This is a genomic window from Mesorhizobium sp. NZP2077 (genome assembly GCF_013170805.1).
Lineage (GTDB): Bacteria > Pseudomonadota > Alphaproteobacteria > Rhizobiales > Rhizobiaceae > Mesorhizobium.
Window position 1 is genome coordinate 6,501,570 of the sequence record NZ_CP051293.1, and the last position, 15,199, is coordinate 6,516,768.

15 protein-coding genes are annotated in these 15,199 nt (G+C 63.5%); 8 read left to right on the forward strand and 7 right to left on the reverse strand.

What is annotated here, in order from left to right:
* Positions 1 to 11 precede the first annotated feature (11 nt).
* Together HGP13_RS32135 and HGP13_RS32140 are read right to left on the reverse strand one after the other, a co-directional pair.
* Entirely contained in the window at positions 12 to 1,508 is a 1,497-nt protein-coding gene (locus HGP13_RS32135; protein WP_172233580.1) for an FAD-linked oxidase C-terminal domain-containing protein, read from the reverse strand.
* Positions 1,509 to 1,633: 125 nt separating this feature from the next.
* Positions 1,634 to 2,956 carry a DUF3422 family protein gene (locus HGP13_RS32140; RefSeq protein ID WP_172233583.1) on the reverse strand — a complete coding sequence of 441 codons (1,323 nt, stop codon included), beginning with the start codon at positions 2,954 to 2,956 and terminating at the stop codon, positions 1,634 to 1,636.
* A gap of 225 nt (positions 2,957 to 3,181) precedes the next feature.
* On the opposite strand from HGP13_RS32140, the gene HGP13_RS32145 reads away from it, so the two are divergent.
* The 3 genes from HGP13_RS32145 to HGP13_RS32155 all read left to right on the forward strand — a co-directional run bounded on the left by HGP13_RS32145 (position 3,182) and on the right by HGP13_RS32155 (position 6,004).
* On the forward strand, positions 3,182 to 3,985 hold the full coding sequence (locus HGP13_RS32145; protein ID WP_172233586.1) for an FCD domain-containing protein: 804 nt from the start codon (positions 3,182 to 3,184) through the stop codon (positions 3,983 to 3,985).
* 77 nt (positions 3,986 to 4,062) lie between these two features.
* Positions 4,063 to 5,199: an alpha-hydroxy acid oxidase gene (locus HGP13_RS32150; RefSeq protein ID WP_172233589.1), complete on the forward strand. Its 1,137-nt coding sequence runs from the start codon at positions 4,063 to 4,065 to the stop codon at positions 5,197 to 5,199.
* Between the two features lie 37 nt (positions 5,200 to 5,236).
* Positions 5,237 to 6,004 carry a metallophosphoesterase gene (locus HGP13_RS32155; RefSeq protein WP_172233591.1) on the forward strand — a complete coding sequence of 256 codons (768 nt, stop codon included), beginning with the start codon at positions 5,237 to 5,239 and terminating at the stop codon, positions 6,002 to 6,004.
* A 42-nt stretch (positions 6,005 to 6,046) separates the two neighbouring features.
* On the opposite strand, the gene HGP13_RS38670 is transcribed toward HGP13_RS32155, so the two are convergent.
* A complete protein-coding gene (locus HGP13_RS38670) occupies positions 6,047 to 6,178 on the reverse strand; it encodes a hypothetical protein (protein ID WP_257784452.1) in 132 nt (43 codons plus the stop codon).
* Between the two features lie 302 nt (positions 6,179 to 6,480).
* Entirely contained in the window at positions 6,481 to 7,179 is a 699-nt protein-coding gene (locus HGP13_RS32160) for a type 1 glutamine amidotransferase (protein WP_172234950.1), read from the reverse strand.
* 87 nt (positions 7,180 to 7,266) lie between these two features.
* Here HGP13_RS32160 and HGP13_RS32165 point away from each other — a divergent pair, with 87 nt between their 5' ends.
* From HGP13_RS32165 to HGP13_RS32180, 4 genes are all read left to right on the forward strand, one after another.
* Positions 7,267 to 7,914: a hypothetical protein gene (locus tag HGP13_RS32165; protein ID WP_172233593.1), complete on the forward strand. Its 648-nt coding sequence runs from the start codon at positions 7,267 to 7,269 to the stop codon at positions 7,912 to 7,914.
* 31 nt (positions 7,915 to 7,945) lie between these two features.
* A complete protein-coding gene (locus tag HGP13_RS32170) occupies positions 7,946 to 8,680 on the forward strand; it encodes a 16S rRNA (uracil(1498)-N(3))-methyltransferase (protein WP_172234949.1) in 735 nt (244 codons plus the stop codon).
* A 143-nt stretch (positions 8,681 to 8,823) separates the two neighbouring features.
* Entirely contained in the window at positions 8,824 to 10,197 is a 1,374-nt protein-coding gene (locus HGP13_RS32175) for a glutamate--cysteine ligase (RefSeq protein WP_172233595.1), read from the forward strand.
* Positions 10,198 to 10,287: 90 nt separating this feature from the next.
* Complete coding sequence (locus tag HGP13_RS32180; RefSeq protein WP_172233597.1) at positions 10,288 to 11,322, forward strand: DUF937 domain-containing protein; 1,035 nt, start codon at positions 10,288 to 10,290, stop codon at positions 11,320 to 11,322.
* A 152-nt stretch (positions 11,323 to 11,474) separates the two neighbouring features.
* Here HGP13_RS32180 and HGP13_RS32185 read toward each other — a convergent pair whose 3' ends face one another.
* Positions 11,475 to 11,765, reverse strand: coding sequence for a DUF1127 domain-containing protein (locus HGP13_RS32185; RefSeq protein WP_172233599.1), 291 nt, complete (start codon positions 11,763 to 11,765; stop codon positions 11,475 to 11,477).
* 178 nt (positions 11,766 to 11,943) lie between these two features.
* Between HGP13_RS32185 and HGP13_RS32190 the strand changes: the two genes are divergently transcribed.
* A complete protein-coding gene (locus HGP13_RS32190; RefSeq protein ID WP_172233601.1) occupies positions 11,944 to 12,900 on the forward strand; it encodes a LysR substrate-binding domain-containing protein in 957 nt (318 codons plus the stop codon).
* 18 nt (positions 12,901 to 12,918) lie between these two features.
* Here the strand turns inward: HGP13_RS32190 and HGP13_RS38185 are convergent, their stop codons facing one another.
* Entirely contained in the window at positions 12,919 to 13,380 is a 462-nt protein-coding gene (locus tag HGP13_RS38185) for an EAL domain-containing protein (RefSeq protein WP_348648972.1), read from the reverse strand.
* Positions 13,307 to 15,130, reverse strand: coding sequence for a bifunctional diguanylate cyclase/phosphodiesterase (locus HGP13_RS32195; protein ID WP_246707195.1), 1,824 nt, complete (start codon positions 15,128 to 15,130; stop codon positions 13,307 to 13,309). Before HGP13_RS32195 ends, HGP13_RS38185 begins: the two co-directional genes overlap by 74 nt.
* Positions 15,131 to 15,199 lie beyond the last annotated feature (69 nt).

Genomic DNA, 15,199 nt, shown 5'->3' on the forward strand with positions numbered 1-15,199 from the left:
ATAGGCCATCTTCAAAACCTCGGAATATCCGGAAACGCCACCTGCCCCCGGTGCACATGCATGCGCCCAAGCTCCGCACAGCGGCGCAGTTGCGGAAAAACCTTGCCCGGATTGAGCAGATGGTTGGGATCAAAGGCGCATTTGACGCGCATCTGCTGGTCGAGATCGACCTGGTTGAACATTTCCGGCATCAGGTCGCGCTTCTCGACCCCCACTCCGTGTTCGCCTGTCAGCACGCCGCCGACCTTGACGCAGAGCCGCAATATGTCGGCGCCGAAACTTTCGGCCTTGTCGAGTTCACCAGGCACATTGGCATCGTAGAGGATCAGCGGGTGCAGATTGCCGTCGCCGGCGTGGAAGACATTGGCGACGCCGAGCCCGTATTTTTCCGACAGCTCGCGCATGCCGGCCAGCACGCGCGGCAGTTCCTTGCGCGGGATGGTGCCGTCCATGCAGTAATAGTCGGGCGAGATGCGGCCGACTGCCGGGAAGGCTGCCTTGCGGCCGGCCCAGAAGCTCAGCCGCTCCTGCTCGGACTGCGAGATGCGACAGGTGGTCGAGCCGTTCTTGTAGGCGATCGCCTCGACCAGACCGATCAAATGGTCGACCTCGACGCCCGGCCCGTCGAGTTCGACGATCAGCAGCGCCTCGACATCGAGGGGATAGCCGGCATGGACGAAATCTTCGGCCGCGTGGATCGCCGGGCGGTCCATCATTTCCATGCCGCCCGGAATGATGCCGGCGCCGATGATGTCGGCAACGCATTGGCCGCCCTGCTCGCTGGTCGGGAAGCCGATCAGCAGCGCACGCGCCGTCTCCGGTTTCTTCAGGATGCGGACCGTGACCTCGGTGACGACGCCTAGCAGGCCTTCCGAACCGGTCATGACGCCAAGCAGGTCGTAGCCTTCGGCGTCGAGATGGCTGCCGCCCAGCCGCACCACCTCGCCGTTCATCAGCACCATCTCGATGCCGAGCACATTGTTGGCGGTGAGGCCGTATTTCAGGCAGTGCACGCCGCCGGAATTCTCAGCGACGTTGCCGCCGATCGAGCAGGCGATCTGGGAGGATGGATCGGGGGCGTAATAAAAGCCCTCCTGCTCGACGGCGGTGGTGATGCCGAGATTGGTCACGCCTGGTTGGGCAACGACGATGCGATTGGGGAAGTCGATCGTCAGGATGCGGTTGAAGCGGCTCATGACCAGCAGCACCGCGTCCTCGAGCGGCAGCGCGCCGCCCGACAGCGAGGTGCCGGAGCCGCGCGGCACGACGCGGATGTTGCGGTCATTGCAGTATTTCAGCACACGCGAAACCTGTGCCACCGTTTCGGGCAACACGACCACCAGCGGCAGCTGGCGATAGGCGGTCAGCCCATCGCTCTCGAAGGCGCGCATCTGATTGGTCGCGTCGACGACGCCCTCGCCCGGCGCGATGATGCGCATGTCGGCGACGATCTCGTCGCGCCGGCGCAGCGTGGCGTCGTCTGGTTTCGGCATGGCCAGGCCGGACATCAGCAGCCCCATTTTGCTTGACTGGTCAAAATCTTTTACCAGCGAGGCGCATTCTTTGCAAACGCTGCGGTGATGCGGCCTCCGGCATCAAGGTCGGGACAAGCTTCCGCAGCGGCAATCTGCCGCTATTCGCCGGGATGCTTCGCCGGTTCGGAATGCATCCGGCGCACGCGGCGCACAGCCCACCAGACCAGCAGGATGGCGACCGGCACCGAGGCGGCGGTGACGACCTCCGGCGCAAAGGCATGGCCGAAGATCGAGGCGCCTTTGGCGACATAGCCGATGAGGCCGACGACATAGTAGGAGACGGCGGCGACCGAGAGGCCTTCGACGGTCTGCTGCAGACGCAGTTGCAGGCGGGCGCGGTTATTCATCGAGGCGAGCAGGTCGCGGTTCTGCTTCTCGACCTCGACATCGACCCAGGTGCGCAGCAGCGTCGTGGCGCGGGTCAGCTTGCGCGACAGATTGGCTTGGCGCTCCTCGACCGAACGGCAGGTACGCATGGCCGGGGCTACGCGCCGCTGCAGGAAGCCGCCCCAGGTGTCGTAGCCAGGCACGGCCTCTTCCTCGAGCGCCTCCAGTCGTTCGACGACAATGCCGTCATAGGCGCGGCTGGCGCCGAAGCGATAAAGGCTGGAGGCGGCGTCTGCTTCCAACTCGGCCGCCAGTTCCGTCAGGTCGGCGAGCAACGTCTGGCTGTCGCGGGTCGCGGCGATCTTCATCTCCAGAGTGGTCTGGGCCAGCCTGTCCTCGATGCGGCGGGCACGCCCGGACAAGGTCAGCGCCAGCGGCAGGCCGAGCATGGCCAGCGTGCGGTAGGTTTCGATGTCGATCAGCCGTTGCGACAGCGCGCCGGTGCGCGCCGGCGTCAAGCCGCGGTCGAGCACCAGGATGCGGGTCATGCCGTCGCCATCCTGGCGGAAATCGGTGACGATGGCCGCATTGCCGCGCTCGACCAGCGAGTAGCACAGGCTGGTTGGGTCGAAGCCGGCGATCAGCCTTTCGCTCGCCTGTGTCCATCGGCGGATCTCGAGCCGGATGCCCGAAATGACGGTGCCCGGCGGCGAAAAGCCGTTGCCGAAGGGCGTATCCTCCTGCGTCCTGCCGCTTTCGGAAAGCGGCCCTTCCCACAGATAGGTCGAGAATTCCGTATGCCGCTCCCAGCGCAGCGAGCCCTTGCCCCACTTCATCGCGTGATGGCGCGCCTGACGGTCGGGCGCGGCAATGCCGAGACGCCGTGACAGTTCGGAAAGCACGGCATGGTCGACGCCGGAGCCGCCCTCGGTCATGAAGGCGAGTTGCACCAGCACGCGCGGCTTTTCGATCAGCGGATGCGGCCTTGCATGCACCTCGCCCAGCGCCCCGGGCCGGCCCTCATGCGCGGGAAAACCCATGACGCTGCCCTTGGCGCGCGGCTGGAATTCGAGATTGGACGGGTCGTCTGACACGGCTTGTCCCCCGGGTTTCTGTGAACCCTCGTTCTCTTGACCTTTTGGCGTTCGCGTCCCTCTAGAGCCAATAGGCTGATGACGCAAACAGCAAAGTTTAGCCGAAGACGATATAGCTTCGAGCGTCGAAACCGACCCGCTTCGACCAATTGGATAAATAATTTGACCAGTTGGCGACGCAGGCTTTATCCTGCGCGACACCGGTTCAATTCCCAGGCACAGCTGTTGAGCGACATTTTTTCCAGGATCGAGCATTCGCGCACAGCCGACGAGGTGGTGCAGCAGATAGAGAGCCTCATCCTCGAAGGCGTGCTGCGCACCGGCGACCGGCTGCCGGGCGAGCGCGAGCTGGCGCGCCAGTTCGACGTGTCGCGGCCGATCCTGCGCGATGCGCTGAAGGCGCTGGAAGGGCGCGGGCTGCTGACGACCAAGGCCGGCGGCGGCACCCATGTCGCCGACATTATCGGCCAGCTGTTCACCAAACCGGTGGCGGACCTGATCTCGATGCATCGCAAGGCGGTGACCGATTATCTGGAATACCGCCGCGAGATCGAAGGCATAGCCGCCGAATATGCGGCGCGGCGCGCCACCCCAGAGGACCTTGCGCTGCTCGACCGCATCATGGCGCGCATGGACGAGGCGCATCGCACCGGCGATTTCGACGACGAGGCCGAAATCGACGTCGAATTCCATCACGCGATCTGCGAATGCGCGCACAACATCCTGCTCTTGCACACGCTGCGCTCCTGCTACCGGCTTTTGTCGGAAGGCGTGTTCCAGAACCGGCTGCTGGTCTTCACCGTGCCCGGCGCGCGCGAGGCGCTGCTGGCGCAGCACAAGGCAATCCATGCCGGGGTCAAGGCCGGCGATCCGGCCGGCGCCCGCCAGGCGGCGATGGACCACATGACCTATGTCGAGCGGTCGATGGCGGAGGCCGAGCGCAGCGGCGACTGGCAACGCGTGTCGCGGCTGAGGCTGCGGCAACGCTCTGAAGCCTGCGACACCGAACCGGCACGCAGACGTTCATAGAACATGATGTCATCCGAAAACCGCTTCACACTTTTCGGCATCATGCTTTAGTCAATTCGATCCAAGCGGGGACCATCATGAGCGACATTCTCACCATCGCAGACCTCAAGGACCTCGCCCGCCGGCGCGTGCCCAAGATGTTCTTCGACTATGCCGATTCCGGCGCCTGGACCGAGAGCACCTACCGGGCCAACGAGGAAGACTTCCAGAAGATCAAGTTCCGCCAGCGTGTGCTGGTCGACATGAGCAACCGCTCGCTGGAATCGACCATGATCGGTCAGAAAGTGTCGATGCCGGTGGCGCTGGCGCCGACCGGCCTGACCGGCATGCAGCATGCCGATGGCGAGATGCTGGCGGCGCAGGCGGCGGAAGAGTTCGGCGTGCCTTTCACCCTGTCGACGATGAGCATCTGCTCGATCGAGGATGTCGCCTCGGTGACGAAGAAGCCGTTCTGGTTCCAGCTCTATGTGCTGCGCGACAAGGATTTCGTGCTCGATCTGATCGATCGGGCGAAGGCGGCGAAATGCTCGGCGCTGGTGCTGACGCTCGACCTGCAGATCCTCGGCCAGCGCCACAAGGACGTGCGCAACGGGCTTTCGGCGCCGCCCAAGATGACGCTCGCCAACATCATCGACCTGGCCAGCAAGCCGCGCTGGTGCCTGGGTATAGCCGCCACCAAGCGCCGCACCTTCCGCAACATCGTCGGCCACGCCAAGGGTGTCGGCGACGTCTCTTCGCTGTCGTCCTGGACGACGGAGCAGTTCGACCCGCAGCTGTCGTGGAAGGATGTCGCCTGGATCAAGGAGCGCTGGGGCGGCAAGCTGATCCTGAAAGGCATCCTCGACAAGGAAGATGCGCTGATGGCGGCCAAGACCGGCGCCGACGCGATCGTGGTTTCCAACCATGGCGGGCGCCAGCTCGATGGCGCGTCATCCTCCATCATGGCGCTGGAAGAGATCGCGGACGCGGTCGGCGACAAGATCGAAGTCCATATGGACGGCGGCATCCGCTCCGGCCAGGACGTGCTGAAGGCGCTCTGCCTCGGCGCCAAGGGCACTTATATCGGCCGGCCATTTCTCTACGGCCTCGGTGCGCTCGGCAAGGAAGGGGTTACCAAAGCGTTGGAAATCATCCGAAAGGAGATGGACATCACGCTGGCGCTGTGCGGAAAGCGTCTGGTCACCGACATGGGCAAGGACCAGCTCCGGCGTTAGGGTCCGGTGACAGCCTGACCACGGAGACCACGAGGCGTTGGCGGAACCCGGCATCCATTTTCTCGACGCGCATGGGCCGGAGGGTGTGCGTCTTTACGCGATAGGCGACGTGCATGGCCGGCTCGACCTGCTGGCCGCCATGCACCAGCGGATCGAGAGCGAGCTGGAATGGAAACCGGCTCGCGACTGGCGGGTGATCCACCTCGGCGACTATGTCGACCGCGGGCCGGACTCCAAAGGTGTCATCGATTTCCTGATCAAGGCCCGAGAACGCGATCCGCGCCATCTGATGCTCGCCGGCAACCATGACATAGGCTTTCTCGATTTTCTGAGAACCCCCGACCCGGAAGGGCTTTTCATGCGCTATGGCGGCGTCCAGACGGCGCTGTCCTATGGCGTATCGCTGACCGCCGACGCCAGTTGGTTCGGCAAGATGGAGACGATGAGACGGGGCCACCAGGCATTGCTCGAGGCAGTGCCACCAGGCCATGTCGACTTCCTGCGATCGCTGCCGTTCTCGTTAACGTTCGGCGATTTCTTCTTCTGCCATGCCGGCATCAGGCCAGGCATTCCGCTGGACAAGCAGAACCCGCAGGACCTGATCTGGATCCGCGACGTTTTCCACGATCACACCGGCCTGTTGCCGAAGATCGTGGTGCATGGCCACACACCCGTCCCCAAGGCGGAAGTGATGCCCAACCGCGTCAATGTCGACACGCTTGCCTGGCAATCAGGCATGCTGACCGCCCTCGTCGTCGAGGGGGCGGACAAACGCATCCTGGAAATGGCGATAAAGGAAGCTTGAGCCCAGCCGCGTCGCAGGGATGCCTCGCGAGCGGGCCGGCTTTTAGCGAAGCGAGGCGGTGACGCCGTAGCCGTCGACGGCGTTGTGGTTGTTGGCGGCATCGGCGGAATAGATACCGAGACCGCACAGCACGATGGCGGACAACATGGCAAAGGACAGAAGCGCTGCTTTCACGGACGTCATCTCTTGTTGAGCTTGTTGAGCTTGCTGCATCTGTGCACCAGGCGGTTACCAATGCGTTGAAACGGAGAATTCGCTTCAAAGTTTCGACGATTTCGCGCTTCTAAGCGCGTTCTGTATCGGCGGTGTGTCGCACGGGTCACACAAAAGGTTCACCCCGGTTGCACAGCCAATGCAGAGCGCGCGCCTTCTAGGATGGCGGGCGGACGCAAGCCAAGGATGAAAGGGTTTTCCCCAACCGGTTTCACGGCTGCGTGCCAATTATGTCACGCGGCAGAGTCCGGAGGCGCGAACGCCTAGATTGTGGCTACCCAGGCACGGGCAATGGCGAGGCCCGCGGCATCGGCGTCAGGGCCGTTGCGGGCCATTTCGCCATCGAGCTTGCCGGCCCAGTCGGGATGGCGGGCGGCAATGAGCGGCGCAAAGGAGGTGCTCCAGTCCTTCACCATCGGCCGGTCGGCCTCGAAATGGAACTGGAAGCCATAGACGGCGCGGCCGACACGAAACGCCTGGTTTTCGGCGACATCATTGCCGGCGAGCCTCACGGCGTTTTCCGGCAGCACGAAGGTGTCGTCGTGCCACTGGAAGATTGGGAACCTTCCCGGCAGCGCGCCCAGCACCGGATCGGCCTTGGCGTCCGGCGTCAGCGACACGCCTTGCCAGCCGAACTCATTGGCGCCGCCAATGCGGTTCTCGCCACCGAAGGCGCGCGCGACAAGCTGGCTGCCAAGGCAGATGCCGAGCACGGCGCGATCCTTGCCGGCGAAGTCGCGGGTCAGTTCGAGCAGCGCGGGGAAATACGGATATTCATCGTCGGCCAGCGCATTCTGACCACCACCGAGCACCACCATGGCATCGTGGTCCGTGGCATCGTCGGGCAGCGGATCGCCCTTGTAGGGGAGGCGCAGATCGAGATCGGCACCGGCTTCGGCAAGCGCGGCACCAACCTGGCCGAGGCCGGTATTGTCGTAGTTCTGGACCACCAGCACCCGCATCGCAAACCCTGCTGACATGAAAATGACGCCACGAGCGATATCATGCCGCCCGCATTGCAGCCAAGATGCGTATCCTAGGAGAGAACTATGCCACTGCAGAACCGGGTCGATCCGTTCGGCGCCATCCATGCCGTGCCCGAGCGTGGCCTGTTCACCGGCAATCGCGGCATTATCCACGATCCCGCGACCAAGACGCTGCTCAGGAAACGCTGGGCGCTGCAAGCCTGGATCATCTGCGTGTGCCAATTCCGCAATGTGCGGCGCGAACCGATGGGCCGAAACCGTGCCGGCGGCATGGCTGGTTGGACCGAGCTGTTCTTCCTCGACGAGGTGACGGCGCTGGCAGCAGGGCATCGCCCCTGCTTCTTCTGCCAGCGCGAACGGGCCAAGGATTTTGTCGGCCTCTTCGGCGAAGCCTTCGGCATCGTCGAGCCGCGCGCGCCGATGGTGGACAAAAGGCTGCACAAGGAGCGACTGGCTTCCGGTGGCAAACGTCCGGCTGTGGCGATGGACGATCTGGCCGACCTGCCAGACGGCGCGGTGATCGCTACTGGCGGCAACGCCTATGCCTTGCGCCACGGCAAGGCGTTGCAATGGTCCTTTGCCGGATATCGCCCACCCGCCGACCTTGGCCAACTGGAAGACAAGGCGCTTGTACTGCTGACCCCCGAGACGACGCTCAACGTCCTGCATCATGGCTTTCGTCCGGTGTGGCATCCATCCGCCGAGACTTGACGCCGGCGGCCGGCTCGCCCATTCCTCGGCCATGCGCGCCAATTACAAGATGCAACGCCTGTTCGTGCCTGACGATCTCGGCCCGGAGATCGAGTTCGACGCCGGCCAGCAGCAGAGCCATTATCTGCTGCATGTGCTGCGGCTTGGCGAAGGGGCCGAAATCCTGGTGTTCAATGGCCGCGACGGCGAATGGTCGGCGGTCATGGCGGCGAAGACGAAAAGAGCGGTGCGGCTGAAAGTGCTGATGCTGCAACGGCCGCAGCCGCCGCTGCCCGACCTCATCTATTGTTTCGCGCCGCTGAAGCAGGGCCGGCTCGACTATCTCATGCAGAAGGCGGTCGAGATGGGCGCCGGCATCCTGCAGCCCGTCATCACCCAGCACACGCAGGTGGCCAAGCCGTCCATCGATCGGCTGCGTGCCAATGTCGTCGAGGCCGCCGAACAATGCGGCATACTGGCGGTGCCGGACGTGCGCGAGGCGGAAAAGTTCGAACGCCTGCTGACCGGTTGGGACAAGGACCGTCGGCTGATCTTCTGCGACGAGGACGCCTCGACCAACAATCCGTTGCCTGCCTTGCTGGCGTTAAAGGAAAGGAAGCTGGGCCTGTTGGTTGGGCCGGAAGGCGGCTTTTCCGACGACGAACGCAAGATGCTACGCGCCCTGCCCTTCGTGACCGCCATTCCGCTCGGCCCACGCATCCTGCGCGCCGATACGGCGGCTGTCGCGGCACTTGCGGTGATCCAGGCAACTGTCGGAGACTGGTAGGAGGTCATTTCTTGCAAGAGGCGGTCCCGATCGTAGCATTCAATTCCTCTTGACCTGTGGCTCAGGATTTTTCGCTTGATCGGCTGCTGACATTTCGTCCATTTACCGCCGGCGGTCGCCCGACCGCCTCTGAGGGCTGAACCATGGCGCGCGACACGACCGATTTCCGGCCAATTGAAGACTTTGACGAACTCGTTGAGCACCTAGCCGAAGGCAACAAACCGCGCGACAAATGGCGCATCGGCACCGAGCACGAGAAATTCCCCTTCTATGTCGATGGCAACGCGCCCGTGCCCTATGGCGGCGAGCGCGGCATCCGCGCCATCCTCGAAGGCATGCAGCACAAACTCGGCTGGGATCCGATCATGGATGACGGCCGCATCATCGGCCTGGTCGAGCCGACGGGCCAGGGCGCGATCTCGCTCGAGCCCGGCGGTCAGTTCGAGCTGTCCGGCGCACCGCTGGAGACGATCCATCAGACCTGCCGCGAGGGCAATGCGCATCTGGCGCAGGTACGCGAGATCGCCGAGCCGATGGGCATCCGCTTCCTTGGCCTCGGCGGCAGCCCGAAATGGTCGCTGGCCGAAACGCCGAAGATGCCGAAGTCGCGCTATGAGATCATGACCCGCTACATGCCCAAGGTCGGCACCAAGGGCCTCGACATGATGTACCGCACCTGCACGATCCAGGTGAATCTCGACTTCGAGAGCGAAGCCGACATGCGCCGCAAGATGCAGGTGTCGCTGAAGCTGCAGCCGCTGTCGACGGCATTGTTCGCCAATTCGCCTTTCACCGAGAGCCACCCGAACGGACTGCAAAGCTGGCGCGGCGACATCTGGCGCGACACCGATAACCAGCGCTCCGGCCTTCTCGAATTCTGCTTCTCACCAGATTTCGGTTTCGCCGACTATGTCGAATGGGCGCTCGACGTGCCGATGTATTTCGTCATTCGCGACGGCCACTATCACGACATGACGCACATCACCTTCCGCCAGTTCATGGCCGGTGCGGCGCGTAATGAAGTGCCGGATGGGCTGCCGACCATGGGCGACTGGGCGAACCATCTGTCGACGCTGTTCCCCGATGTGCGGCTGAAGCGGTTCCTGGAAATGCGCGGCGCCGATGGTGGCCCGTGGCGGCGCATCTGCGCGTTGCCGGCTTTCTGGGTCGGGCTGCTCTACGACGAGGCAGCCCTCGATGCGGCCGAGGCGTTGACCTCGAGCTGGACCTACAAGGAAGTGCTGGCCATGCGCAACGCCGTGCCGGAGCTCGGCATTGCCGCGCCGTTCCGCAACACCACGCTGCGCGAGATTGCACGCGACGTCATGGCCATCTCGCGCACGGGGCTGAAGAACCGCGGCAAGAAGAACCGCGACGGCTATGACGAAACCTCGTTCCTCAACACTTTGGACGAAGTGGTTGCGCGCGGCACGACCAGCGCCGAGGAGATGCTTTCGGCTTACCACACGCGCTGGGGCGGTTCGATCGAGCCCGTGTTCATGGAATATGCCTATTAGTCCCGCGCGTTAGGGAGCGGCAAAAGCCGCTTCAATCGAATGTTGAAACGAACTAGGCTCTCCACCGAGGAATTCAGGAGGAGAAAGCCGATGCCTACCTTGTTCGACATGCTGACGCAGGCCCAGAACGGCAACGGCATGCAGACGCTTGCCCAACAGTACGGGCTTTCGATGCAGCAGACACAGGCTGCGGTCGCCGCGCTGCTGCCAGCCTTTTCGCAAGGCTTGCAGCGTAACACCGCCGATCCTTACGGGCTCGGCGCCTTCATGACGGCGATGGCAAGCGGCCAGCACGCCAAATATTTCGAGGACGCGACCAGGGCCTTCTCGCCGCAAGGCGTTGACGAAGGCAACGGCATTCTCGGACATCTGTTCGGCTCTAAGGACCTGTCGCGCGCCGTGGCCAGCCAGGCAGCGCAAGCGAGCGGCGTCAGCCAGCAGATCCTGCAGCAAATGCTGCCGGCGATCGCATCGATGGTGATGGGCGGACTGTTCAAGCAGACGACAGGTCAGATGCAGGCCGCCGGCGGTTTCGGCGGCGGCAACAATCCGCTGGGCGAGATCATCGAGCAGATGATGCGGCAAGGCGGCATGCAGGCGCCGGCGCCACAACAGCGCCAGGCGCCGCAGACCCCAATGGACAACCCGCTTGGCAAGGTCTTGCAGGACATGTTCGGCGGCGGCGCTCCGCAACCGCAAAGCCCGCCGCAGCCGGGCCCCAATCCCTATGGCGACAACCCGTTGGGCAAGGTGCTGCAGGACATGTTCGGCGGCGGTACGCCACAGCCGCAAGGCCGGACGCAGCCGCAGCCGCAGCCGCAGCAGACGCAGACGCAGACGCAGAGCCCATACGGCGACAATCCGCTTGGGAAAATCTTCGAAGAGATGCTGCGCGGGGGCGGAGGCTTCGGCATCCCGGGTGGGCAGTCCGCTCCGCAACAACCTCAGGCACCCCAGCAGCCACAGGCCCCACAGCCGCAGGCCAATCCGAGCGGCAGGCCGAGGAATCCGTTCGACGATATTTTCGGCAAGATGTTCGAGACCGGCGCCCAGCAGCGTGACGACTACCAGAAGGGCGTGGAAACGATCTTCGACCAGTTCAAGCGGGACATGGACCGGCGGTAGGCAGGGCCGCACGGCTCCAAAAGAAAAGCCCGGTCCTTGGGAGGACCGGGCAGCGTGCAGGCAGGCCGGCGGGGAACCGGCAGGGAGTGGGGAGCCTGCATAATCGTTGGTCGCGGTGAACCCTGAAAAGGTTCAACAGGACCGAAACTGAATCAGGCCACCTGGCGAGCGAGATCCTCGATCGTTTCGACGCGATCGCTGGCAATCTGACGCAAGATCACCGTCGGGTCGCGGCCGAACGGCACGTCGATGGCGACATGCAGGTCGGCGCGCGTCAGGCCGATATCGGCGAGCTCGGCATCCGACATCTCGCCAAGGCGATAGAAGGCGCGGCGATTTTTCCAGGCGCGGTAGACGTTGGAGACGGTGTTGGCCACGCGCGTCGCAACGGCCGGACGCGAGGTAATGCGCGAGGTCTCAGTGGCGAAATCAAACGTGGTCATTGTCGGTCTCCTTCAGACTCGAACGGACGAAACCAGGCAACAGACGCTGGCAACAGCGGCCGTTCCGGTCCCAATTCACATGCCTTCATGTGGACAATGCCAATTTGCCATCACCCGATTGATTAATCCAACGAATGTTTCTAATCTTTAGCATCAACATCAATGATGGATTGGACCGATGAAAGCGCCGCTCGATCTCGATCAGTTGCAAACCTTCATCTCGATCGCCGATACCGGCAGCTTCACGCGGGCAGCCGAAGAGGTGCACCGCACCCAGTCGGCGGTGTCGATGCAGATGCGCCGGCTGGAGGAGCGGATCGGCAAGCCGCTGTTCGAGAAGGAGGGGCGCACCAACAAACTGACCGAGGAAGGCGACAAGCTGCTCTCCTATGCAAGGCGGCTGCTCTACCTCAACCGCGAGACGCTCGCCGCCTTCGACGACCAACGGCTGGAAGGCACGATCCGCATCGGCACGCCGGACGACTATGCCGACCGTTTCCTGCCGGAGATCATGGCACGCTTCACGCGCTCCAATCCGCGCGTCGAACTGACCGTCATCTGCGAGCCGACGCCGGGGCTGGTCGAGCACATCAAGCGTGGCAATCTCGACCTGGCGCTGGTGACGCACAATGATGTGCGCGGCCAGTCGGAAGTGGTACGGCGCGAGCCGTTGCTGTGGGTCAGCTCGGCCAACCATGCGACGCATGAACAGGTGACGCTGCCGATGGCCTTTGGCCGGCCGAACTGCATCTGGCGGCGCGCCGCCGTCGATGTGCTGGACCAGCAGAACCGCGACTATCGCATTCTGTTCACCAGTTTCTCGGCAACCGTCATCACCGCGGCCGTGCTTTCGGGCCTGGCGATCTCGGTGCTGCCGGAATGCGCGCTCAGGCCCGGCATGCGGGTGCTGGGCGAGGCCGACGGCTTCGGCGCCCTGCCCGACTGCCGCATCGGCATCATGCGCGGCCAGACCTCGCGGCCGGAGATCGTCGATGCGCTCGCCCGCCACATCTCGGAAAGCCTGGACAACATCTCGGTGCCGCTTGGCGAGGAGACGGGATCATTCGACTTCGCGGCCCTCGCCTTCGCCAAGATGAAGCGGACCAGGCCGAACCAGATCCTGCCGGGCTGGTAGCCGAGCTGGTAGGAAGAATTACGCGCGGATCGACGCTGGTCCGCTCAGAATGGGCGACAGGCCCGGCAACAGCATCAACTGGGCAGGTTCGAGCGGCGGCGCCAGCAGGTAACCCTGCATCTGATGACAGCCCATGCCGACGAGCAGCGCCTTTTGATCCTCGGTCTCGACGCCTTCCGCGGTGACTTCGACATCAAGCGCTATCGCCAGATCGATCAACGCCTTGACGATCGCGGCGGAGCTGGAGTCTTGGTCGAGAAGGCGCACGAAGGAACGGTCGATCTTGAGCTTGTCGACGAGGTGACGGCGCAGATAATTCAATGATGAATAGCCGGTGCCGAAATCATCGAGCACCACGCCAACGCCCGATCGGCGCAAGGCCTCCAGAGCCCTCCTGGTCGTGTCGTTATTTTCCAGAAGCACGCTTTCGGTGATCTCGAGCTGCAATCGCGTCGGCGGCAGGCCGGTCTCGGCGAGGATCGACGCGACCTGCTCGGCAAAACCGGCGTCGCGCCAATTGCAGCGGTGAGACGTTCACGGCCACCCACGGCAATTGCGCGCCGGCTGCGAAACGGCAGGCTTCGAGCAGCACCCATTGGCCAAGCTCGCCGATCATGCCGCGTTCCTCGGCAATGGCGATGAACTGTTGCGGCGGCAGGGCGCCATGGATCTCATGCGCCCAGCGGATCAGCGCCTCTACCCCGACGATCGCCCGGCCATCGGCGGCGAAGATCGGCTGATAGGCCAGCTTGATCTCGGTCCCGCCACGGAGGGCGCGGCGGAGCGCGTTCTCGACCTTGCGCTTGCGCAGCAACAGGTCGTCCATGTCACCGGCAAAGACCTGATAGCGGCCGCGGCCATTCTTCTTGGCCTCGTAGAGCGCAATATCGGCCTTGCGCAGCAGATCGTCGGCATCGACTTTTGGTCCCGACGCCAAGGCTATGCCGATGCTGGCGCTGACGAAGACCTGGTCGTCCATCAGCCGGAAAGGCTCCTGCAATTTCCGCAGCAGCCGTTCCGAAATATCCTCGGCTACCCTGGTGTCGCGAATATCGACCAGGATGATCGCGAACTCGTCGCCGCCGAGCCGCGCCACCGTATCGATTTCGCGGATCGTCCTCTGCAGCCTGGCCGCTGTCTGGCGCACGAGTTCGTCACCGGCGGGATGACCGAGCGTATCGTTGACGTGTTTGAAGCGATCGATGTCGAGATAGAGCAGCGCCGTCCTTGCGGTATCGCGCCCGGTCGTGAGCAAGGCCCGTCGCAGCCTATCCTCGAAAAGTGCCCGGTTGGGGAGCCCCGTCAGCGTATCGTGAAAAGCGAGATACTGGGCGTCCGCCTGACTTGTCTGCAGCGCCAACGATGTCCGTCGCAGGCGGCGCAAAAGAAAGACCAGCGCACCGGCGGCAAGCAGCATGCCGGCGATCAATGCCGGGCCGGCCTTGCGTATCAGTGTCAGACCGGGGCGCTCCTGATCCCAGCCGATATAGCCGAGAATGACACCGCGCGAATCCATCAGCGGAATGGCAGCCGAGCCGACCGATTGCGACAGAGGCAGCAGGTGGGCGCCATCGAGCAGATATTTTTCGGCGATCTTGCCGATGACGGCGGCGTTGATGAACTCCACCGAGACATGCAGATATTCGCTTCCGGGTGCCTGGGTGACACGGTCCGAGCTCGGCACAAGCGGCATGACACTGAGTATGGCCGGTTTCCCGTCAAGCGACACCAGGTCCTCGGCGACCATTTTGGCCGGGCCGCCGGATGCGTTCTCTTTCGGTGGTTGCGCGATCAGTTGGCGCAGCTTCTCGATGGTCGGCAGCAGCGCGGGCTCATCCGCACCATAAACGGAAGCCGGCACCACCTTGCCTTCCTGCATGGCATGGATCGGCCGGTTGACATCATCCAGCACATAGACCCGGTTGTGACCGTAGTAGGAATACATCCAGACGCTGAGGTTTTCGGCCATCCACGCCTGATTGCCCGATTTGGCGTTGGTGACGGAATCGTCCCAGACCGAGACACTTTCCTGCTCGCGCTCGACGGCGGCGATCTGGTCCTGCAAGCCGTTGGCGAAGAAGATCTTTTGTCGCTCCAACGAAACGCGGTCCGCCTGCACGGCGGCATAGAAGCCGAAGCCCACGACCATGACCAGTGCAAAAGCGGCAAGCGCCAGCACGGTCAGCGTGACCTGATACGTCAATGGGCTGCGATGTGCGCGTGCGCTCATGCGTCCTTGGCCAGCTTCGTTGGGCGCCAGTCAACCAAACCAGCCTTAAGATCGCGTTATAACACTTGC

What these genes read in the sequence shown, in the direction of transcription:
- HGP13_RS32135 (WP_172233580.1), bottom strand. Translation starts at nt 1,508, where the DNA reads ATGTCCGGCCTGGCCATGCCGAAACCAGACGACGCCACGCTGCGCCGG.
- HGP13_RS32195 (WP_246707195.1), bottom strand. Translation starts at nt 15,130, where the DNA reads ATGAGCGCACGCGCACATCGCAGCCCATTGACGTATCAGGTCACGCTG.
- HGP13_RS32180 (WP_172233597.1), top strand. Translation starts at nt 10,288, where the DNA reads ATGCCTACCTTGTTCGACATGCTGACGCAGGCCCAGAACGGCAACGGC.
- HGP13_RS32150 (WP_172233589.1), top strand. Translation starts at nt 4,063, where the DNA reads ATGAGCGACATTCTCACCATCGCAGACCTCAAGGACCTCGCCCGCCGG.
- HGP13_RS32175 (WP_172233595.1), top strand. Translation starts at nt 8,824, where the DNA reads ATGGCGCGCGACACGACCGATTTCCGGCCAATTGAAGACTTTGACGAA.
- HGP13_RS32160 (WP_172234950.1), bottom strand. Translation starts at nt 7,179, where the DNA reads ATGCGGGTGCTGGTGGTCCAGAACTACGACAATACCGGCCTCGGCCAG.
- HGP13_RS32170 (WP_172234949.1), top strand. Translation starts at nt 7,946, where the DNA reads ATGCGCGCCAATTACAAGATGCAACGCCTGTTCGTGCCTGACGATCTC.
- HGP13_RS32165 (WP_172233593.1), top strand. Translation starts at nt 7,267, where the DNA reads ATGCCACTGCAGAACCGGGTCGATCCGTTCGGCGCCATCCATGCCGTG.
- HGP13_RS32185 (WP_172233599.1), bottom strand. Translation starts at nt 11,765, where the DNA reads ATGACCACGTTTGATTTCGCCACTGAGACCTCGCGCATTACCTCGCGT.
- HGP13_RS32190 (WP_172233601.1), top strand. Translation starts at nt 11,944, where the DNA reads ATGAAAGCGCCGCTCGATCTCGATCAGTTGCAAACCTTCATCTCGATC.